Raw genomic sequence first — 18560 nt, 5'->3', positions numbered from 1 at the left:
CGCGCGGCACCTTGGCCCGGCGCACGGTCTCCCGGATCAGCGCAAGCTGCTCCGGGGCCCCGGCCTCGGGCTCCCGCACCCACCGGCCCCGCCGTGACGTTCCTGCGGGCTCCGGGCCTCGCGAAAAACCTGCGCACATCCCGCCGCTGTGCCTCGCGGCACCTCGCGTGGATGTCGGTCGCCGTGCCTCGCGGGAACCCGCGTACACCCCGCCGCTATGCCTCGCGGGAACCCGCGCACATCCCGCCGCTATACCTCGCGGGAACCCGCGTACATGTCGTCGATCAGGTCCTTGTACTCGCGCTCGACAACCGGCCGCTTCAGCTTGAGGCTGGGGGTCAGTTCGCCGTGCTCGATGTCGAGGTCGCGCGGGAGCAGCCGGAACTTCTTGATGGTCTGCCAGCGCTGCAGGCCCTCGTTGAGCCGCTTCACATAGCCCTCGATGAGCTCCACGGCCTGCGGGGACGCCACGACGTCCGCGTACGGCTTGCCGCCCAGCCCGTTCTCCTCGGCCCAGCCGAGGATGGTCGGCTCGTCGAGCGCGATGAGCGCGGTGCAGAAGTTACGGTCCGCGCCGTGCACCAGGATGTTGGAGACGAACGGGCAGACCGCCTTGAACTGGCCCTCGACCTCGGCCGGGGCGATGTACTTGCCGCCGGACGTCTTGATCAGGTCCTTCTTGCGGTCCGTGATCCGCAGATAGCCGTCCTGGGAGAGCTCGCCGATGTCACCGGTGTGGAACCAGCCGTCGGACTCCAGTACCTCGGCGGTCTTCTCCGGCAGCTGGTGGTAGCCCTCCATGAGGCCGGGGCCGCGCAGCAGGATCTCGCCGTCCTCCGCGATCCGGACCTCGGTGCCGGGGAGCGGCTTGCCGACGGTTCCGGTGCGGTAGGCCTCGCCCGGGTTGACGAAGGAGGCGGCGCTGGACTCGGTGAGGCCGTAGCCCTCCAGGATGTGGATGCCCGCGCCGGAGAAGAAGAGACCGATGTCGGGGGCGAGCGCGGCGGAGCCGGAGATGCAGGCGCGGAGCCGGCCGCCGAAGGCCTCACGGATCTTGGCGTAGACGAGGGTGTCGGCGACCTTGTGCTTGGCGCCGAGACCGAAGGGGACGGAGGCCTTGCCGGTGCGGCGGAAGTTGTCCTGCGACACCTTGGCGTGCTCGCGGGCGACCCCGGCCGCCCACTGGAAGATCTTGTACTTGGCCCCGCCGCCCGCCCGCGCCTTGGCCGCGACGCCGTTGTAGACCTTCTCGAAGATGCGCGGCACGGCGGCCATGTAGGTCGGCTGGACCACCGGGAGGTTCTCGATGATCTTGTCGACGCGCCCGTCGACGGCCGTGACGTGGCCGACCTCGATCTGGCCGGATGTGAGCACCTTGCCGAAGACGTGCGCGAGCGGAAGCCAGAGGTACTGGACGTCGTCCGGGTTGATCATCCCGGTGGAGACGGTCGCCTTGGCCATGTACGACCAGTTGTCGTGCGGCAGCCGTACGCCCTTGGGGCGGCCGGTGGTGCCCGAGGTGTAGATCAGGGTCGCCAGCTGGTCCGCGGTGATGGCGGAGACCCGCTCGGTGACCGCGTCCGGGTTCTTCGCCAGGTGCTCGGCGCCCCGGGCCTCCAGGTCGGCCAGCGTGAGGAGCCAGCCCTCGGGGTCCTCGTCCGCGGGCTCGACACCGGCCGGATCAATGACGACGACATGCGCCAGGCCGGGCAGCTGGGCCCTGCTCTCCCGTGCCTTCGCCAGCTGGACGGCGTCCTCAGCGATCAGGACGCGGCTCTCGGAGTCGGCCAGGATGAAGGCGGACTCCTCGGTGTTCGTCGACGGGTAGACCGTCGTCGTGGCGGCACCCGCGCACATGACGCCCAGGTCGACCAGGATCCATTCGACCCGGGTGGAGGATGCGAGAGCGACGCGCTGCTCCGGCTGGACACCCAGAGCGATCAGACCGGCCGCGACGGCGTACACCCGCTTGGCGGCCTCCGCCCAGGTCAGCGACTTCCACTCGTCCGGGCCCGTGCCCGAGGCGGCCGGCACCGGGTAGCGGTACGCCTCACCGTCCGGTGTGGCCGCCACGCGGTCGACGAAGAGAGTCGCCACGGAGGGCGGTCGGCTATCGATCAAGGTCTGTGTGTCGCTCACGACGTCCTCCGGGCCTGCGGCATTGCTACGACCGGCTTATGGGTGCTGCTGCTTGTATGTCCTGCTTCTCGTTCCCGCTCGGCCTGCTTGTTTAACTGGCGAGTAACTAACGGGTGGTGATCAGAGTAGAGCGCCCGGGACCGTCGCGTAAGAGGCAACAGGCCGCCGCTTCATAACGAACCGGACCCCCGCACCGCGGACATCCGCGGCGCGGGGGCCAGTTGGACTGTTCCCGCGTACACCCAGGTCGTACGGCCGGGTACGTCCATGACGGTGCTCCCGGCCACGCCGGGCCGACGAGAGTCCGGGAGGGCCGGGCGCACCCGGGTGGGGGCGCCTGTGCTCGCGGACCCGGCGTGCCTGTGCTCCCGGACCGGGGGCGCCTGTGCTCCCGGACCGGGGGCGGGCGCGGGGGCTACTTCTTGCCCTTGCCCTCGCCGGCCGACTCGTCGGTCGACAGTACGGAGATGAACGCGTCCTGCGGCACCTCCACGTTGCCGACCATCTTCATCCGCTTCTTGCCTTCCTTCTGCTTCTCCAGCAGCTTCCGCTTACGGGAGATGTCACCGCCGTAGCACTTGGCGAGGACGTCCTTGCGGATGGCGCGGACGGTCTCACGGGCGATGACCCGGGAGCCGATGGCCGCCTGGATCGGCACCTCGAAGTTCTGCCGGGGGATGAGCTTCTGCAGCTTGGCGACGAGCCGGACACCGTAGGCGTACGCCTTGTCCTTGTGCGTGACCGCCGAGAAGGCGTCCACCTTGTCGCCGTGCAGCAGGATGTCGACCTTGACGAGCTGGGCGGACTGCTCGCCGGTGGGCTCGTAGTCGAGGGAGGCGTAACCGCGGGTCTTGGACTTCAGCTGGTCGAAGAAGTCGAAGACGATCTCGGCGAGCGGCAGGGTGTAGCGGATCTCGACCCGGTCCTCGGAGAGGTAGTCCATGCCGAGCAGGGTGCCGCGCCGGTTCTGGCAGAGCTCCATGATCGCGCCGATGAACTCGCTGGGCGCCAGGACCGTGGCCCTGACGACCGGCTCGTGCACCTTGTCGATCTTGCCTTCGGGGAACTCGCTCGGGTTGGTGACGATGTGCTCCGAGCCGTCCTCCATCTCCACGCGGTAGACCACGTTGGGGGCGGTGGCGATGAGCTCCAGGCCGAACTCTCGCTCCAGGCGCTCACGGATCACGTCGAGATGCAGCAGGCCGAGGAAGCCGACGCGGAAGCCGAAGCCGAGCGCGGCCGAGGTCTCCGGCTCGTACACCAGGGCGGCGTCGTTGAGCTGGAGCTTGTCCAGCGCCTCGCGCAGGTCCGGGTAGTCGGAGCCGTCCAGGGGGTAGAGCCCCGAGAACACCATCGGCTTGGGGTCCTTGTAGCCGCCCAGCGCCTCGGTCGCCCCCTTGTTCAGGGAGGTGATGGTGTCACCGACCTTGGACTGCCGGACGTCCTTCACACCGGTGATGATGTAGCCGACCTCGCCCACGCCGATGCCGTCGGCCGGTGTCATCTCCGGGGAGGAGACACCGATCTCCAGCAGCTCGTGGGTGGCGCCCGTCGACATCATCTTGATGCGCTCGCGCTTGTTGAGCTGGCCGTCGACGACCCTGACGTAGGTGACGACACCGCGGTAGGCGTCGTAGACCGAGTCGAAGATCATCGCGCGGGCCGGGGCGTCCGCCTGGCCGATCGGGGCCGGGACGTCCCGGACGACCCGGTCGAGCAGCGCGTCCACGCCGATGCCGGTCTTCGCCGAGACCTTGAGCACGTCCTCGGGCTGGCAGCCGATGAGGTTGGCCAGCTCCTCGGAGAACTTCTCCGGCTGCGCGGCCGGCAGGTCGATCTTGTTGAGCACCGGGACGATGGTGAGGTCGTTCTCCATCGCCAGGTAGAGGTTGGCCAGCGTCTGCGCCTCGATGCCCTGGGCCGCGTCGACCAGGAGGACCGTGCCCTCGCACGCCGCCAGGGAGCGGGAGACCTCGTAGGTGAAGTCCACGTGGCCGGGGGTGTCGATCATGTTGAGGATGTGGGTCGAGCCCTTGTCCTCGCCCTCGGTGGGCGCCCACGGCAGACGGACCGCCTGGGACTTGATGGTGATGCCGCGCTCGCGCTCGATGTCCATCCGGTCGAGGTACTGGGCGCGCATCTGCCGCTGGTCGACCACTCCCGTCAGCTGGAGCATCCGGTCGGCAAGGGTCGACTTGCCGTGGTCGATGTGCGCGATGATGCAGAAATTGCGGATCAGCGCCGGGTCGGTACGGCTCGGCTCGGGCACGTTGGTAGGAGTCGCGGGCACGCAGGGTCCTGATTCTTGAGACGCCGGACGCCGTGTCTCGGGTCGATGTCGGGTCGGACGGATCGATACGTAGCCTCCATGGTCCCACGCCTGCGGGGCCGGGACCGGTTTGGGCCGGTCCGAGGGTGACTGCTACCGTGGGCAGCTGTGCCTCGTGGCCCTCAGAAGCGACGTGGCGCACATAGAAGATCCAACGAACCTGAAAAGGCTCTTTCGTGGCGAACATCAAGTCCCAGATCAAGCGGAACAAGACGAACGAGAAGGCGCGCCTGCGCAACAAGGCCGTCAAGTCCTCGCTCAAGACCTCGATCCGCAAGGCCCGTGAGGCTGCCGCTGCCGGTGACGTCGAGAAGGCCACTGTGGCCGTCCGTGACGCGTCGCGCCAGCTCGACAAGGCTGTCTCGAAGGGTGTCATCCACAAGAACGCCGCCGCCAACAAGAAGTCGGCGCTGGCGCTCAAGGTTGCCGCCCTCCAGGGCTGAGCTACTGATGTGATCGCCGGAACGGACTCAGCGGGCCCTCTCTCCCGCTCCTGACCGGCACCCCGCGCCGCACACCGAACCTGCGTTCGCCACGCGGGTGCGGCGCACCAAGCGTGAAACGAAGGCCCCGGCCGATGTCCTCCCCAGGACGACGGCCGGGGCCTTCGTGCATGCTGCGTGCGCCGATGAGGCCGGGTGCGGGGGTCGCGGGGTGCGTCCGCCGGGCAGGCCCGCACACCCCGCAAGGGCCCCAGCGGCCTTCGCCGGGGCAGGCCTGCGCACCCCCGCCCGCGAGAGCTCAGCGGCCTCCGGAGCGGGTTGTGTACACCGCGACGACATAGCGGCCTCTCCGCCGGGCCAGGCCTGCGCACCCCCGCCCGCGAGAGCTCAGCAGCCTCCTCCGCCGGGCCAGGCCTGCGCACCCCCGCCCGCGAGAGCTCAGCGGCCTCCGGAGCGGGCCGCGCGGGCGATGGCGACCACGGCCTTCTCCAGGGCGTACTCGGGGTCGTCCCCGCCGCCCTTGACCCCCGCGTCGGCCGCCGCGACGGCGAGGAGTGCCGCCGCCACCCCGTCCGGCGTCCAGCCGCGCATCTGCTGGCGCACCCGGTCGATCTTCCAGGGCGGCATACCGAGCTCCCTGGCGAGATCCGCGGGCCGCCCGCCACGTGCCGACGAGAGCTTGCCGATCGCCCGTACACCCTGCGCGAGGGCGCTGGTGATCAGGACGGGAGCCACTCCGGTGGACAACGACCAGCGCAGCGCCTCCAGCGCCTCCGCGGCCCGGCCCTCGACGGCACGGTCGGCCACGGTGAAGGAGGAGGCCTCGGCACGCCCGGTGTAGTAGCGGCCGACGACCGCTTCGTCGATGGTGCCCTCGACATCCGCCACGAGCTGGGAGACGGCGCTCGCCAGCTCCCGGAGGTCGCTGCCGATGGAGTCCACCAGGGCCTGGCACGCCTCGGGGGTCGCGGAGCGCCCGAGCGCCCGGAACTCCGACCGTACGAAGGACAGCCGCTCGGCCGGCTTGGTGGTCTTGGGGCACGCCACCTCGCGCGCCCCGGCCTTGCGCGCCGCGTCCAGCAGCCCCTTGCCCTTGGCTCCGCCCGCGTGCAGGAGCACGAGGGTGATCTCCTCGGCGGGCGCGCCCATGTACGCCTTGACGTCCTTGATGGTGTCGGCGGAGAGGTCCTGCGCGTTGCGCACGATCACCACCTTGCGCTCGGCGAAGAGCGAGGGGCTGGTGAGCTCGGCGAGCGTCCCGGGCTGCAGCTGGTCCGGGGTGAGGTCGCGGACGTCCGTGTCGGCGTCGGCGGCGCGGGCCGCCGCCACCACCTGCTGCACGGCGCGGTCCAGGAGCAGGTCTTCCTGGCCCACGGCGAGGGTGACGGGGGCGAGCGGGTCGTCGGTGGAACTGCGTCTGGTGGCCATCGTCGTCCAGCATCCCACGCCCCTGTGACAACGATGCGGGGCAGCCGCCCGGGCGCGGGCCCGCCCCGGCCGTACCGGAGAATGACCGGGTGAGCGATGTGAGACATGTGCTGGTGCTGCCGGACCGCGACGCGGCCGAGGAGGTCGCGGGGGAGCTGGCCGACAGGTTCGGCGTCACCGAGGAGCCCCAGCTTGTACGGGACGCCCTGGCCGGGGAGGACGACGCCGAGGACGCCCAGTGGCTGGTCGTGGTGGAGGACCCGGCCGCACGGCTGGACTCCACGGCGCTCGACGCCTTCGCCGCGGAGTACGAGGGCTGGCTGGAGGAGCCGTAGGCGTCCCACCGACGGCCGCATGCCACGGGGAGCGGTGCCGGCGGCCACATGCCACGGGAGCGGAACCGGCGGCCACATGCCACGGGAGCGGAACCGGCGGCCGCGTGCCACGGGAGCGGAACCGGCGGCCACATGCCACGGGAGCGGAACCGGCGGCCACATGCCACGGGAGCGGAACCGGCGGCCTTCAGCCCTTGGGGACGATCTGGATGTCCATGTCGATCTTGATGCTGGGGCCGACGACCGCGATGCCGCGCGCCAGCATCGTCTGCCAGGTGAGCGTGAAGTCCTCGCGGTGCAGCTCGGTCGTCGCCCGGCAGGCGGCCCTGGTCTCGCCCTCCAGCCCGTTGCCCAGACCGAGGTACTGCGTGTCGAGCGTGATGGTCCGGCTCACCCCGTGCAGGGTGAGCGCACCGGTGACCCCCCAGCGGGTGCCGCCGCGGTGCACGAAGCGCTCGCTGTAGAACTCCAGGGTCGGGTAGCGCCCGATGTCGAGGAAGTCGGCGGAGCGCAGGTGGTCGTCCCGCATCTGCACGTTCGTGTCGATCGACGAGGCGTCGATGACGACGTGCATGGCGGAGTCCTCCATGCGGTCCGCGATCCGGACGGCGCCGGCGAAGGTGTTGAACCTGCCGTGGATGCGGGCCATGCCGATATGGCGTGCGGTGAAGCCGATCTGGGTGTGCGTGGGCTCTATCTCCCAGTCGCCCGGGTCGGGGAGCTGCGGGGGCTGCGCGACCTGGAGGCTCACGTCGCCGAGGCTCGCGTGGCCGCCCTCGGTCACGGTGGCCGAACCGTGGAAGGGGGTGAAACCGTCGGCCGTAACCCCCACGCGGTAGTCGCCCGCGGGCACAGTGGCGACCACGTTCCCGAAGGGGTCCGTCTCGCCGCCGACGATCGTACGGCCGGCCTTGTCGGTGACGACGAAGTCCGCCCGCCGCACGGGTTCACTGACGGGGTCCAGCACCCGGCAGCTCAGCATGCCCGCGGTGAGCGGCACCGGGAGACCTGCGAGGGGGCTGTTCTGGGAGGTGCCGGACTTCGCTCTGCTGCCTGCCCAACGGCCGAACATGTGCACGCACTCCCCAGGGGCGGTTCTCACCTCGGACCCCCGACACCTGAACGTCGTTGTCGGAGCAGCGGCCCGCCGACGAATGCACATTCGATCATCGTTGCGAGGTTCGAGGCAAACGCCGCAGCTCAGAGGGGTTGTGACGAGCTGTACGCAGCTGTGCACCGCTGCACGCAGATACTACCGAAGATCCGCATTGCCCGCTTCGCCCGCCTTTCTCCTCTCCGCGGTCCGGTCAGGTCAGGTCCGGCCCCCTCCGGTCCGGCCCGGCCTGGCCCGCTCCGGCCCGGTCAGGCGGTCATGACCGGGCGCACGGCGGGCGGACTTGCCGGCTCCAGCCCGAAGTGGTCGCGGTAGGCGGCGAGTACGTCGGCGTCGGTGCTCAACTCCGTCTCGTACCGCTCGCCGTGCGTGGTCGTGATCAGGGTCCGGCCGCGGATGGTCACCCGGCCGTCCTCGGTGCGCCGGGAGCAGACGACGGAGCGGGTGAAGTGGGAGTCCGGCGAGGTGCGGTGGTACCAGGCCCCCGCCCGGAAGTCCGCCAGCACACGCGGCCTCAGGTCCAGGCGGAACTGCCGCGAACCCCCGCGCAGCAGATCGAGGTCACCCTGAGGCGCCGCCCTGAAGCGGAACACACCGCAGGGATCGTCCTGCTCCGTGCGGGCATCCAGCGCGAGAGGGTGCACGGCATGGTCGCCGAAGCCGACGTCGGCGAGCCAGGGGCCCGTACCGTCGTCGGTCTCCACACGCAGGGCGACATGGTCGTACGGGATGCCGAGGCGCCCGCCGTCGCCGAAGACCCGCGCCTGGAGCAGGGTGACGCGGAACCCGAGCTCGCGCAGCAGCCCGGCGAAGGCACCGTTGAGTTCGTAGCAGAAGCCGCCCCGCCCCTCCGTCACGATCTTGTCGACCAGCTTCTCCTCCTCCAGGACGATGTCCTGCCCCAGATGGATCGACAGGTTCTCGAAGGGCACGGTCAGCAGGTGGCGCAGTTGCAGTGCGCGCAGTGCTGACGCGTCGGCGCGGGCGGGGCGGGTGGCACCGATACGCTCCAGGTAGGCGTCCACCCAGGCGGGCGCGGGGCCGGTAGAGAGTGCGGGTGCCCTGGTCGGCTGCGGCTGTTCCTCGTCCATACCGGCAGTCTGGCGCGGCCCGCACCGCACCGCATGAGCCACCGGACCTAGGCCTTTCGGTCGACCCGGGCGGGAACTCCGCGTTCACGAGCGTCCCGCCGCGCGCAGCCCGGCCCCTGCCCCGGTCACCGCGATCGCCCCATGGGTGTCGGTACGCAGAACCTTCGCCCCCGCGGCTTCGAGCGCGTCGACCGTACGGGCCGCCGGATGGCCGTACGGGTTGTCCGCGCCGCAGCTGATGAGGGCGAGCCTAGGCCGGACACTGCTCAGGAGCGCGGGGTCCTGGTGGGCGGAGCCGTGGTGCGCGACCTTGAGCACGTCGACCCTGGGCAGTGTGGGATGACCGCGCAACACCCCTCGCTGTGCCGGTGGTTCGAGATCACCGAGGAGCAACAGGGTCAGCCCGCCGGACCGCACGAGGAGGGTGACGCTGGAGTCGTTCGGCTCCTCGGTCACGTACGACGATTCCTTCACCCGGGGCTCGGTCACGTACGGCGACCCCGCCCTCCAGGACTCGGCGGCAGGCCAGAGCACCTGCCAGTCGAGCGGGCCGGCGCGGCGCCGCTCCCCCGGTATCGCCCGGACCATCGGGACATGCGCGGTCTCGGCCGTTCTCCTCACGAACGCCGCCTGCTCGGGCGGTTCGTCCAGGTGCGTCGTCTGGATCGCACCGACCTCACGGCCCCGCAGCACACCGGGCAGTCCGCGCACATGGTCCGCGTGGAAGTGCGTCAGCAGCAGGAGGGGAACGCGGGTGACACCGAGGTCTCGGAGACACCGGTCGACGAGCCGGGGCTCAGGACCGGCGTCCACCACCACGCCCGTGCCGTCTCCCGCGGCGAGCACCATGGCGTCTCCCTGCCCCACGTCGCACAGGGCGAAGGCCCAGCCCGGCGGCGGCCATCCCGTCATCAGCCGGGTGAGCGGCACCGGTCTCAGCACCGCGAGCACCAGCAGGAGCGCGGCGGCGGAACAGACCCACGGATGGCGGGCCAGGCGGCGGGCGGACAGCACCAGGACGGCGGTGAGGACCGCCAGGAGAGCCGCACCGCGCCAGCCGCTCGGCCAGTCGACCTCCGCCCCGGGAAGGGCGGCTCCGGTGCGCGCGACGGTGGCGATCCATCCGGCGGGCCAGCCTGCGACCGTCGCCAGCCCTTGCGCCACGGGCATGGACACGGGGGCCGCGGCGAGCGCGGCGAAGCCCAGGACCGTCGCTGGGGCCACCGCGAACTCGGCCAGCAGATTGCAGGGGATCGCCACCAGCCCGACCCGGGAGGCGAGGACCACGACCACCGGTGCGCAGACCGCCTGCGCGGCTCCCGCCGATGCCAGCACCTCGGCGAGCCGTGCCGGGACACCGCGCCGCTGCAGCGATCCGCTCCACCGTGGCGCGACCGTGAGCAGCGCCCCGGTGGCGAGCACGGACAGCAGGAACCCGTAACTGCGGGCGAGCCACGGGTCGTACAGCACGAGCAGCAGAACGGCGGCGGCCAGTGCGGGGATCAGCGATCTGCGCCGGCCCGTGCCGATGGCGAGCAGCGTGATCAGCCCGCATGCCGCCGCGCGCAGGACGCTCGGCTCGGGGCGGCAGACGATCACGAAGGCGAGGGCGATCCCGCCGCCGGCCAGCGCGGTCGCCCGCAGGGAGATGCCCAACCTGGGCGCCAGGCCTCGGCGTTCGCTGCGGAGGGCCGTGCCCGGCGGCCCGATGAGGAGGAAGAGCAGGATCGACAGATTGGCGCCGGACACGGCCAACAAATGAGTGAGGTCGGTGGTCCTGAAGGCGTCGTGCAGTTCGGGCGGGACCCGGGAGGTGTCGCCGACCACCAGTCCCGGCAGGAGGGCCCGCGCGTCGGGGCCGAGCCCGTCGGTGGCCTCCCGCAGTCCGGAGCGCAGCTGTCCGGCGGCACGTTGGAGCGTGGACGGCTCCGCGGTGACGAGTGGCGGTTCGCCCGCGTCGGTGCCGAGTACGGCCGCGATCCTTTCTCCGTCATGGCGCGATGGTGCGAGACGGCCCTTGATGCTCAGCCCCGTGGAAGGCAGCAGCCGCTGCCACCGCGCGGCCGCTTCCCCCGGGGCGACCATGACGAGCACCGGGGTGCTGAGCGTGGTGACCGAGCCGTCGGGGGCTGTCAGCCGGTTGATCTCGGCGTTCAGGAGCAGGGATACAGGTGTGCTGTGGTCGCCCTGCACGCGCGGCCGGGTCTGCCGTGGATCGGACGTGACGGTGAGCTCCGCTTCGACCCGCGCGTAGTCCAGCGCCAGCGCGGGAACGGGGCCGGTACGGACATCGGCGCTGTGAAGCCCCGCCACCGCGGCCCCCGCCGCCGCGCAGAGCAGCACCCCGGCAGCGACACCGGCCCACGCCGCCCCGGCCCGCCCGAGCCGCCCAGCTTCCCCGAACCGGCCAAGCAGCCCAGCATCCTCGAGCCGCCCAGCCTCCCCGAACCGGCCAAGCAGCCCAGCATCCCCGAGCCGCCCGAGCCGTCCAGCATCCCCGAGCCGCCCCCTGCGCCCGGCTGGCCCCGCATTTCCTGGCGTCCTCACGGGCCCCGGCGCGCCCGTGTCCCCGGGCCGCCCGGTGCGACCCGCCGGCCCTGCGCGCTCCGGCGGCGCACCGGACCCCGAAGGGACCTCGGACCCCGAGGCCCCGCCCGCCCGGCGGGCCCTGGCCCGCGAGGCGACGACGAGGCCGAGGCCGGCGCAGGTGCAGAGCACCACCCCCGCCGCCGTCCACCATCCCGGCGCGCCCAGGGCCAGGCCGGCCGCAGCCCACGCCGCGAGGGCCGGAGGAACGAGCCGCAGATCGGCAGGGGCTTCCTGGCACGGGTCGGCGGAGCCCTGCCGCCGGCCCGGGTCCGTATCGACGTCGGCGGTGCTCATGGGCCGACCAGGGGCCGGAGGTCCGCGAACCGGCGGTCACCGATTCCGTCGACCTCACGCAGTTCGTCGACCGAGCGATAACCCCCGTGCTCGGTGCGGTAGTCGACGATGTGCTGGGCGAGCACCGGCCCGACGCCCGGCAGGGTTTCGAGCTGCTCCACGGTGGCCGTGCCGAGGCTCACCAACGCCCCCTGCCCGGCTCCGGGCCCGGAGGCCGCCGCCGGTCCGCCGACCGGCAGCGCCGGGGGCACGCCGACCGCGACCTGCTCCCCGTCCATCAGGACACGCGCGCGGTTGAGTCCGGTGACATCGGCGCCCTCGCGCACGCCGCCTGCCGCGCGCAGGGCGTCCTCGACGCGGGAACCGGCAGGCAGATGTCTGATACCCGGATGCCGCACCTTGCCGCTCACATCGACGACGATCCGTCCACCCGGTCCCGCACCGGTCCGCGAACCGGTGGCCGGTCCTGGCGCGGTGCCGGACAGCTGGGCCGACGGGGCCCCGGCCCCTTCCGCCTGGACCGCGGCGGCCTCGGCCATCCGCTCGGGGGCACGCACGGGCTCGGGGCGGGCCGACCAGAAGTGCGCCGCCGCCAGCACAGCGGCCCCGACCAGGACGACGGCGAGTGCGGCGAGCGTGCGCGGCTCCAGACCGCACCGGAGCTGCACCCACAGCGGTAACCGGTCCCGCAGGGCGGCTCCGGCCTCCCGCCACCATCTCTGACGCGCGGCAGGCGAACCGGGCGCCTCGTTACGCGACAGGGAGGGCAGCCCGCCCGCCGAAGCCTCCGAGCGGCCCACTCCGGACGTGGGCGGTGCCTGGGCGGGCTGATCCCCCCGGGGCTGCGACGCGGCCACCGCCCAGGAGGGCGCCTCCCGGTCACGAGCGGCCCGAACCGGCTCCGCCACGCCGGATGCCGGGACTCCCCCTGTCCCGGAAGGCGTACCGGAAGGCGAGTTGGACGGCGTAGTGAAGGGGGTGATGGACGGCACACCGGGATGGGCACGGGAAGCCGCACCCGAAGCCGCCGGCACGGTGGCGGCCGTTCGCGGATCCGCGCCCGCCCGCTCGCCCGCCATCAGGGCGTCCGCCCGGAGCCGGGAGGCTGCCGCGACTTCGGCGTCCGTCCCACGCGTGGTTCTCCGCCCGCGCACGTGCCGACCGCGTGAGGCGCCGCCCGGCGACGTGCCGGCCGGTCCCCCGGGACGGACACCGGACCTGTGCCGGACCCGCCCCGGCGGGCCGCTCCCACGCGAGACGCGAGGCACGGCGCGATGTGCGGTGAGGACGGCCTCGGACAGAGCGGGCGCCGCCGGAGCCAGGTGAGGAGCGAGGCCACGCGCGTCGCCGGATACATGAAGCGATCGGAAGGTCATGCCTCACGACGCTAGACACTTCCGCGAAAACTCGCCGAGACGTACCAATTACGGTGGAAAACTCGACAGTTGTGGATAACTCCGCCACCCACAAGGGTGAGGGCAGGAGGGAGACCGGGATCGGGATTCAGCGTGGTGAGACGACTTCAGCGCGGTGAGACGACAACTCCCAGCAGGCCAGGCCCGGTGTGTGCGCCGATCACCGCGCCCACCTCGCTGACATGAAGGTCCACGAGCCCGGGGATCCGCCCCCGCAGCCGCTCCGCCAGCCGTTCGGCACCGTCCGGGGCCGCCAGGTGGTGGACCGCGACGTCCACCGCACCGGTGCCCGCCTCCGCCGCGACGATCTCCTCCAGCCGTGCGATCGCCTTGGACGCCGTCCGCACCTTCTCCAGCATCTCGATACGGCCCCCTTCGAGCTGGAGCAGCGGCTTTACGGCCAGGGCGGACCCCAGCAGCGCCTGGGCCGCGCCTATCCGCCCGCCCCTGCGCAGATAGTCCAGCGTGTCGACGTAGAAGAACGCGGACGTGCCCTCCGCCCGCTTCTCGGCCGCCGCCACCGCCTCGTCGAGGCCGCCGCCGGCCTCCGCGGCCTCGGCGGCGGCCAGCGCGCAGAAGCCGAGGGCCATGGCGACCATGCCGGTGTCGACCACACGTACCGGTACGGGGGCGTCCTTCGCGGCGAGCAGCGCCGCGTCGTACGTGCCGGAGAACTCGGCGGACAGATGGAGCGAGACGATGCCGGTGGCCCCCGCCTCCGCCACCGCGCGATAGGTGGCCGCGAAGACCTCGGGGCTGGGCCGTGACGTGGTCACGGAGCGGCGCTTCTGCAGGGCCAGAGCCAGCGACCGGGCCGAGATCTCCGTCCCTTCCTCCAGGGCCTGATCACCCAGGACGACGGTCAGCGGCACCGCGGTGATGCCGTGCCGTTCCATCGTCTGGGGCGGCAGGTAGGCCGTTGAATCGGTGACGATCGCGACATGGCGGGACATGAGCCGGAGGTTACCTTCCGGGGTGGGGACACGGCAGCCCGGGACCACCCTGTTGATCAATTCCGATCGGGCCGGAGGCCGTCTCGACGTGCTTCGGGCTTCTCCGGTACGCATTCCTCATACACGCGGCACGCAATCCGACTGCATCCGACCGGTCGCACGCGGCACGCAATCCGCCCGCGTGCGACCGGTATACGCGCGGCACGCGATCCGACCGCATGCGACCGGTCGCCGTTGCGGGGTCGGTCAGTTCGTGGTCTCGGGCCTGGCCGACTTCTGCCACGGGTACTCGGCGTTCAGTCGCGGGTCGGCGGGAGCCAGCGCCTGCGGCGCCTCCTCGTCGGCCGGTCCGCTCCAGCTCCGGCCCGCGGTGTCGCCCTGGGCCTGCGGCTCCTCCGTCTTCCAGTGCCGCAGGGCTCCGGCCTCGACGTCGATCTGTGCGTTCAGCGTGGCCAGGTCGTCGTCGGCGAACTGCCGCGCCCGGTCACGCGCCGCCCAGCGCAGCGATTCGGCGGAGTGCGTGATGCGCTGCGTGCGTTCCTTCAGGCCCGGCAGCAGATCGGCCACCGTCGCCCGGTCCGGCTCGCGCTCCAGACGCTTCAAGTCGTTGTCGAGCTCGTGTCCATGGGCGCTCAGGCGGCGGAAGAGCGCGAGCGACTCCGAGAGGGAGGCGTCCTCCTGCGCTCCGGCGTTCAGCGCGTCCTGCGTGGCCCGCATCGAGGTGCGCAGCGCCAGCCGGAGCTGCGCGAGCTCACCCGGCACACCCGGCTGGCCGTAGCTCTTGGCCCGCAGCGCGGTGTCCTCCACGGAGCGGCGGGCCTGGGTGATCGTCCGGTCCACGCCGCGCTTGGCCGCGCGCACCGCCTTGACCCCCGCGTACACCCCGAGCGCCATGAACGCGACGAACAGCAGCGTCAGGATCAGGATCACGGCTTCCATGAACGCCCCTAGGTTGTCGAATCGGCTGCCCGCGTGCGGCCCGCCCTTCTACCGTAAACGGAACGGGCAGGCCGAGGGTTCCATCGGAACCCCCAACCTGCCCGTAGGGGAAAGCCCTGGCACATCCGGGCGGCCGCCCGGAGCACCTCGCCCGCGGCGGCGGACCGCCCGGCGCCGGTCGGACGGGGCGGTCGGACAGGGGCGATCACCGGCCACGCGGGCCGGTCACCGGCCACACGGCCGGCCGCCGACTACGCGGGAACGATGTTGACCAGCTTCGGCGCCCGCACGATCACCTTGCGCACCCCTGCCCCGCCCAGGGCGGCCACGATGTTCTCGTCGGCCAGGGCCAGCGCCTCCAGTTCCTCGTCCGTGATCGACGGGGAGATCTCCAGCCGGGCCTTGACCTTGCCCTTGATCTGCACCACGCAGGTCACCGTCTCGTCCACGACGTAGGCCGGGTCCGCGACGGGGAAGTCCTGGTGCACCACGGACTCGGTGTGGCCCAGCCGGCGCCACAGCTCCTCCGCCACGTGCGGTGCCAGCGGCGCGATCAGCAGCACCAGCCGTTCGGCGACCGACCGCGACAGCGGGCCGCCCGCCTTCGTCAGGTGGTTGTTCAGCTCGGTGACCTTGGCGATGGCGGTGTTGAAGCGCATCCCCGCCATGTCCTGGCCGACACCGTCGATGGCCTTGTGCAGCGCCCGCAGCGTGTCGTCGCCGGGCTCCGTGTCCACGACGGTGACCTCACCGGTCTCCTCGTCGACGATGTTGCGCCACAGCCGCTGCAGCAGCCGGTACTGGCCGACCACGGCACGGGTGTCCCACGGACGCGAGACATCCAGCGGTCCCATGGCCATCTCGTACAGCCGCAGGGTGTCCGCGCCGTACTCGCCGCAGATCTCGTCGGGCGTCACGGCGTTCTTCAGGGACTTGCCCATCTTGCCCAGGACGCGGCTGACCTTCTCGTCACCGTGGAAGTAGCCGCCGTCGCGCTCCTCGACCTCGGCGGCCGGGACCGCGATGCCGCGGCTGTCCCGGTAGACGAAGGCCTGGATCATGCCCTGGTTGTACAGCTTGTGGAAGGGCTCGGCCGACGAGATGTGCCCCAGGTCGTGCAGGACCTTGGACCAGAAGCGGGCGTACAGCAGGTGCAGCACCGCGTGCTCGGCACCGCCGACGTACAGGTCGACACCACCGGTCGGCTGCCCCTCGCGCGGCCCCATCCAGTACTGCTCGATCGCCGGGTCGACCAGCCGCTGGTCGTTGTTCGGGTCCAGGTAGCGCAGCTCGTACCAGCAGGACCCCGCCCAGTTCGGCATGGTGTTGGTCTCGCGGCGGTACTTCCGCGGACCGGCGCCGTCACCCAGGTCCAGGGTGACGTTGACCCAGTCGGCGTTCCGGGACAGCGGGGTCTCGGGCTGGGTGTCGGCGTCCTCCGGGTCGAAGGTGCGCGGCGAGTAGTCCTCGACCTCGGGCAGCTCCAGCGGCAGCATCGACTCGGGCAGCGGGTGGGCGATGCCCTCCTCGTCGTACACGATCGGGAAGGGCTCGCCCCAGTAGCGCTGACGGCTGAACAGCCAGTCGCGCAGCCGGAAGTTGACGGTGCCCTCGCCGACGCCACGCGCCTGCAGCCATTCGGTGATCTTCGCCTTGGCCTCGACGACGCCCAGGCCGTCCAGGGAGATCTCGTCGTTGGCGGAGTTGACCAGCTTCGCGTCGTACGAGGCGAAGGCGTCGTCCCACGAGGAGGCGTCCGTACCGCGGTCGTCCGACGGCTCGACGACACAGCGCATCGGCAGCTCGAAGGCGCGCGCGAACGCGAAGTCGCGCGCGTCGTGCGCCGGTACGGCCATGATCGCGCCGGTGCCGTATCCCATCAGGACGTAGTCGGCGATGAAGACGGGAACCTGCTCGCCGCTGACCGGGTTGGTCGCGTACGCGCCGGTGAAGACGCCGGTCTTGTCCTTGGCCTCCGCCTGCCGCTCGACGTCGGACTTGGCGGCGGCCTGCTTGCGGTACGCGGTGACGGCCTCGGCCGGGTTCGCGTGGCCGCCGGTCCACACCGGGTGGGTGCCCTCGGGCCAGGCGGCGGGGATGATCCGCTCGACCAGCTCGTGCTCCGGGGCCAGCACCATGTAGGTGGCGCCGAACAGGGTGTCCTGACGGGTGGTGAAGACGGTGATGTCGCCGGCCCCGTCGACGGGGAAGTCGACGCGCGCGCCCTCGGAGCGGCCGATCCAGTTGCGCTGCTGCAGCTTGATGGCCTCGGGCCAGTCCAGCCCGTCCAGATCGTCCAGCAGCCGGTCCGCGTAGGCGGTGATACGCATGTTCCACTGGCGCAGCTTGGCCTTGAAGACCGGGAAGTTGCCGCGCTCGGAGCGGCCGTCGGCCGTCACCTCTTCGTTGGCCAGCACGGTGCCCAGCCCGGGCGACCAGTTGACCGGCGCGTCCGACGCGTACGCCAGCCGGTACTGACCCAGGATGTCGGCGCGCTCGGCGGCGCTCAGCGCGCCCCATGCGCCGCCGCCGGGAACGGGACGCTCACCGCTCTCGAACTGGGCGACCAGCTCGGCGATCGGGCGGGCCCGGCCGGCCTCGGTGTCGTACCAGGAGTTGAAGATCTGCAGGAAGATCCACTGGGTCCACTTGTAGTAGTCCGCGTCGATCGTGGCGAACGAGCGGCGCTTGTCGTGGCCCAGGCCCAGCCGGCGCAGCTGAACCTTCATGTTCTCCATGTTGGCCTCGGTGGAGGCCCGCGGGTGGGTGCCCGTCTGCACGGCGTACTGCTCGGCCGGCAGGCCGAAGGCGTCGAAGCCGAGGGTGTGCAGGACGTTGTGCCCCGTCATCCGCTGGTGGCGGGCGTAGACGTCGGTGGCGATGTAGCCCAGCGGGTGGCCGACATGCAGGCCCGCACCCGAGGGGTACGGGAACATGTCCATGATGAACTTCTTCGGCTTGGCGGCCAGCTCGGGGTCGTCCGCCAGATCACCGGTCGGGTTCGGAGCCTCGTACGTCCCCTCGGCGTCCCAGAAGTCCTGCCAGCGTGCCTCGATGTCGGCGGCCATCGCTGCCGTGTAGCGGTGCGGCGCGGCCACCTCGGCCGCGGTGTTCGTCTCGCTCATGATCCTCAAAGCTCCATCGATCGTCATCTGCCGGCGCCCACGTCTACGGACACACGTCTACGGAAACGAAAAATCCCCTCGCACAGGAGGGGACGCCGCGCCGAGTCCGACCAGGCATTCTCACCGGTCGGGAGTGATCAGCGCGGCTCGCTAAGCAGAAGGCGTACGGCACGCATGGCGTCAGGGTACCGCACGGGCCCGGGGCCCGGCCCGGCACATCTGCCCGCCGGGGAGCGGTGCGGGCCCCGCCGCCCCCGGACCGGCAGGCACGCGAAACGCGCGAAGCTTCCACACGACCCACACACTCCGGAGGTTACTCCGCGTACTGCCCTCTAACGGGGCAACCGCTCAAAGCTCGTACCGGCC

General features: G+C 71.6%; 12 protein-coding genes. 2 read left to right on the top strand and 10 right to left on the bottom strand.

Translation table 11 applies throughout. The features are described from left to right. Positions 1 to 249 precede the first annotated feature (249 nt). Together ACWCQM_RS05800 and lepA are read right to left on the bottom strand one after the other, a co-directional pair. Positions 250 to 2139: an AMP-dependent synthetase/ligase gene (locus ACWCQM_RS05800; protein ID WP_450914078.1), complete on the bottom strand. Its 1890-nt coding sequence runs from the start codon at positions 2137 to 2139 to the stop codon at positions 250 to 252. Between the two features lie 415 nt (positions 2140 to 2554). Then, complete coding sequence (lepA, locus tag ACWCQM_RS05795) at positions 2555 to 4429, bottom strand: translation elongation factor 4 (protein WP_073747000.1); 1875 nt, start codon at positions 4427 to 4429, stop codon at positions 2555 to 2557. A gap of 215 nt (positions 4430 to 4644) precedes the next feature. On the opposite strand from lepA, the gene rpsT reads away from it, so the two are divergent. Then, complete coding sequence (gene rpsT, locus ACWCQM_RS05790; protein ID WP_014156344.1) at positions 4645 to 4911, top strand: 30S ribosomal protein S20; 267 nt, start codon at positions 4645 to 4647, stop codon at positions 4909 to 4911. A gap of 438 nt (positions 4912 to 5349) precedes the next feature. On the opposite strand, the gene holA is transcribed toward rpsT, so the two are convergent. After that, positions 5350 to 6339, bottom strand: coding sequence for a DNA polymerase III subunit delta (gene holA / locus ACWCQM_RS05785; protein ID WP_450914077.1), 990 nt, complete (start codon positions 6337 to 6339; stop codon positions 5350 to 5352). Between the two features lie 89 nt (positions 6340 to 6428). Here holA and ACWCQM_RS05780 point away from each other — a divergent pair, with 89 nt between their 5' ends. Continuing rightward, positions 6429 to 6674, top strand: coding sequence for a hypothetical protein (locus tag ACWCQM_RS05780; protein ID WP_450914076.1), 246 nt, complete (start codon positions 6429 to 6431; stop codon positions 6672 to 6674). A 187-nt stretch (positions 6675 to 6861) separates the two neighbouring features. Here ACWCQM_RS05780 and ACWCQM_RS05775 read toward each other — a convergent pair whose 3' ends face one another. The 7 genes from ACWCQM_RS05775 to leuS form a co-directional block, all read right to left on the bottom strand. After that, complete coding sequence (locus ACWCQM_RS05775; protein ID WP_450914075.1) at positions 6862 to 7746, bottom strand: YceI family protein; 885 nt, start codon at positions 7744 to 7746, stop codon at positions 6862 to 6864. Positions 7747 to 8036: 290 nt separating this feature from the next. Beyond that, complete coding sequence (locus ACWCQM_RS05770; RefSeq protein ID WP_450914074.1) at positions 8037 to 8879, bottom strand: arylamine N-acetyltransferase family protein; 843 nt, start codon at positions 8877 to 8879, stop codon at positions 8037 to 8039. Between the two features lie 84 nt (positions 8880 to 8963). Next, positions 8964 to 11762, bottom strand: coding sequence for a ComEC/Rec2 family competence protein (locus tag ACWCQM_RS05765; RefSeq protein ID WP_450914073.1), 2799 nt, complete (start codon positions 11760 to 11762; stop codon positions 8964 to 8966). Beyond that, positions 11759 to 12670, bottom strand: a complete 912-nt coding sequence (locus tag ACWCQM_RS05760) for a helix-hairpin-helix domain-containing protein (protein WP_450914072.1) — start codon at positions 12668 to 12670, stop codon at positions 11759 to 11761. Before ACWCQM_RS05760 ends, ACWCQM_RS05765 begins: the two co-directional genes overlap by 4 nt. A gap of 614 nt (positions 12671 to 13284) precedes the next feature. Beyond that, complete coding sequence (locus ACWCQM_RS05755; RefSeq protein WP_450914071.1) at positions 13285 to 14130, bottom strand: DegV family protein; 846 nt, start codon at positions 14128 to 14130, stop codon at positions 13285 to 13287. A 246-nt stretch (positions 14131 to 14376) separates the two neighbouring features. Further along, a complete protein-coding gene (locus tag ACWCQM_RS05750; protein ID WP_450914070.1) occupies positions 14377 to 15069 on the bottom strand; it encodes a hypothetical protein in 693 nt (230 codons plus the stop codon). A 251-nt stretch (positions 15070 to 15320) separates the two neighbouring features. After that, positions 15321 to 18194: a leucine--tRNA ligase gene (leuS, locus tag ACWCQM_RS05745; RefSeq protein ID WP_450914069.1), complete on the bottom strand. Its 2874-nt coding sequence runs from the start codon at positions 18192 to 18194 to the stop codon at positions 15321 to 15323. Positions 18195 to 18560: the final 366 nt, after the last annotated feature.

It is taken from the genome of Streptomyces sp. NPDC002125 (genome assembly GCF_053593715.1).
The sequence above is the reverse complement of the archived record's forward strand: the minus strand, read 5'-3'. Positions and strand labels throughout refer to the sequence as shown.

Excerpts from the sequence above, each read along its gene's own strand:
- ACWCQM_RS05770 (WP_450914074.1), bottom strand. The coding sequence starts at position 8,879 with ATGGACGAGGAACAGCCGCAGCCGACCAGGGCACCCGCACTCTCTACC.
- ACWCQM_RS05750 (WP_450914070.1), bottom strand. The coding sequence starts at position 15,069 with ATGGAAGCCGTGATCCTGATCCTGACGCTGCTGTTCGTCGCGTTCATG.
- leuS (WP_450914069.1), bottom strand. The coding sequence starts at position 18,194 with ATGAGCGAGACGAACACCGCGGCCGAGGTGGCCGCGCCGCACCGCTAC.
- holA (WP_450914077.1), bottom strand. The coding sequence starts at position 6,339 with ATGGCCACCAGACGCAGTTCCACCGACGACCCGCTCGCCCCCGTCACC.
- ACWCQM_RS05755 (WP_450914071.1), bottom strand. The coding sequence starts at position 14,130 with ATGTCCCGCCATGTCGCGATCGTCACCGATTCAACGGCCTACCTGCCG.
- ACWCQM_RS05775 (WP_450914075.1), bottom strand. The coding sequence starts at position 7,746 with ATGTTCGGCCGTTGGGCAGGCAGCAGAGCGAAGTCCGGCACCTCCCAG.
- ACWCQM_RS05765 (WP_450914073.1), bottom strand. The coding sequence starts at position 11,762 with ATGAGCACCGCCGACGTCGATACGGACCCGGGCCGGCGGCAGGGCTCC.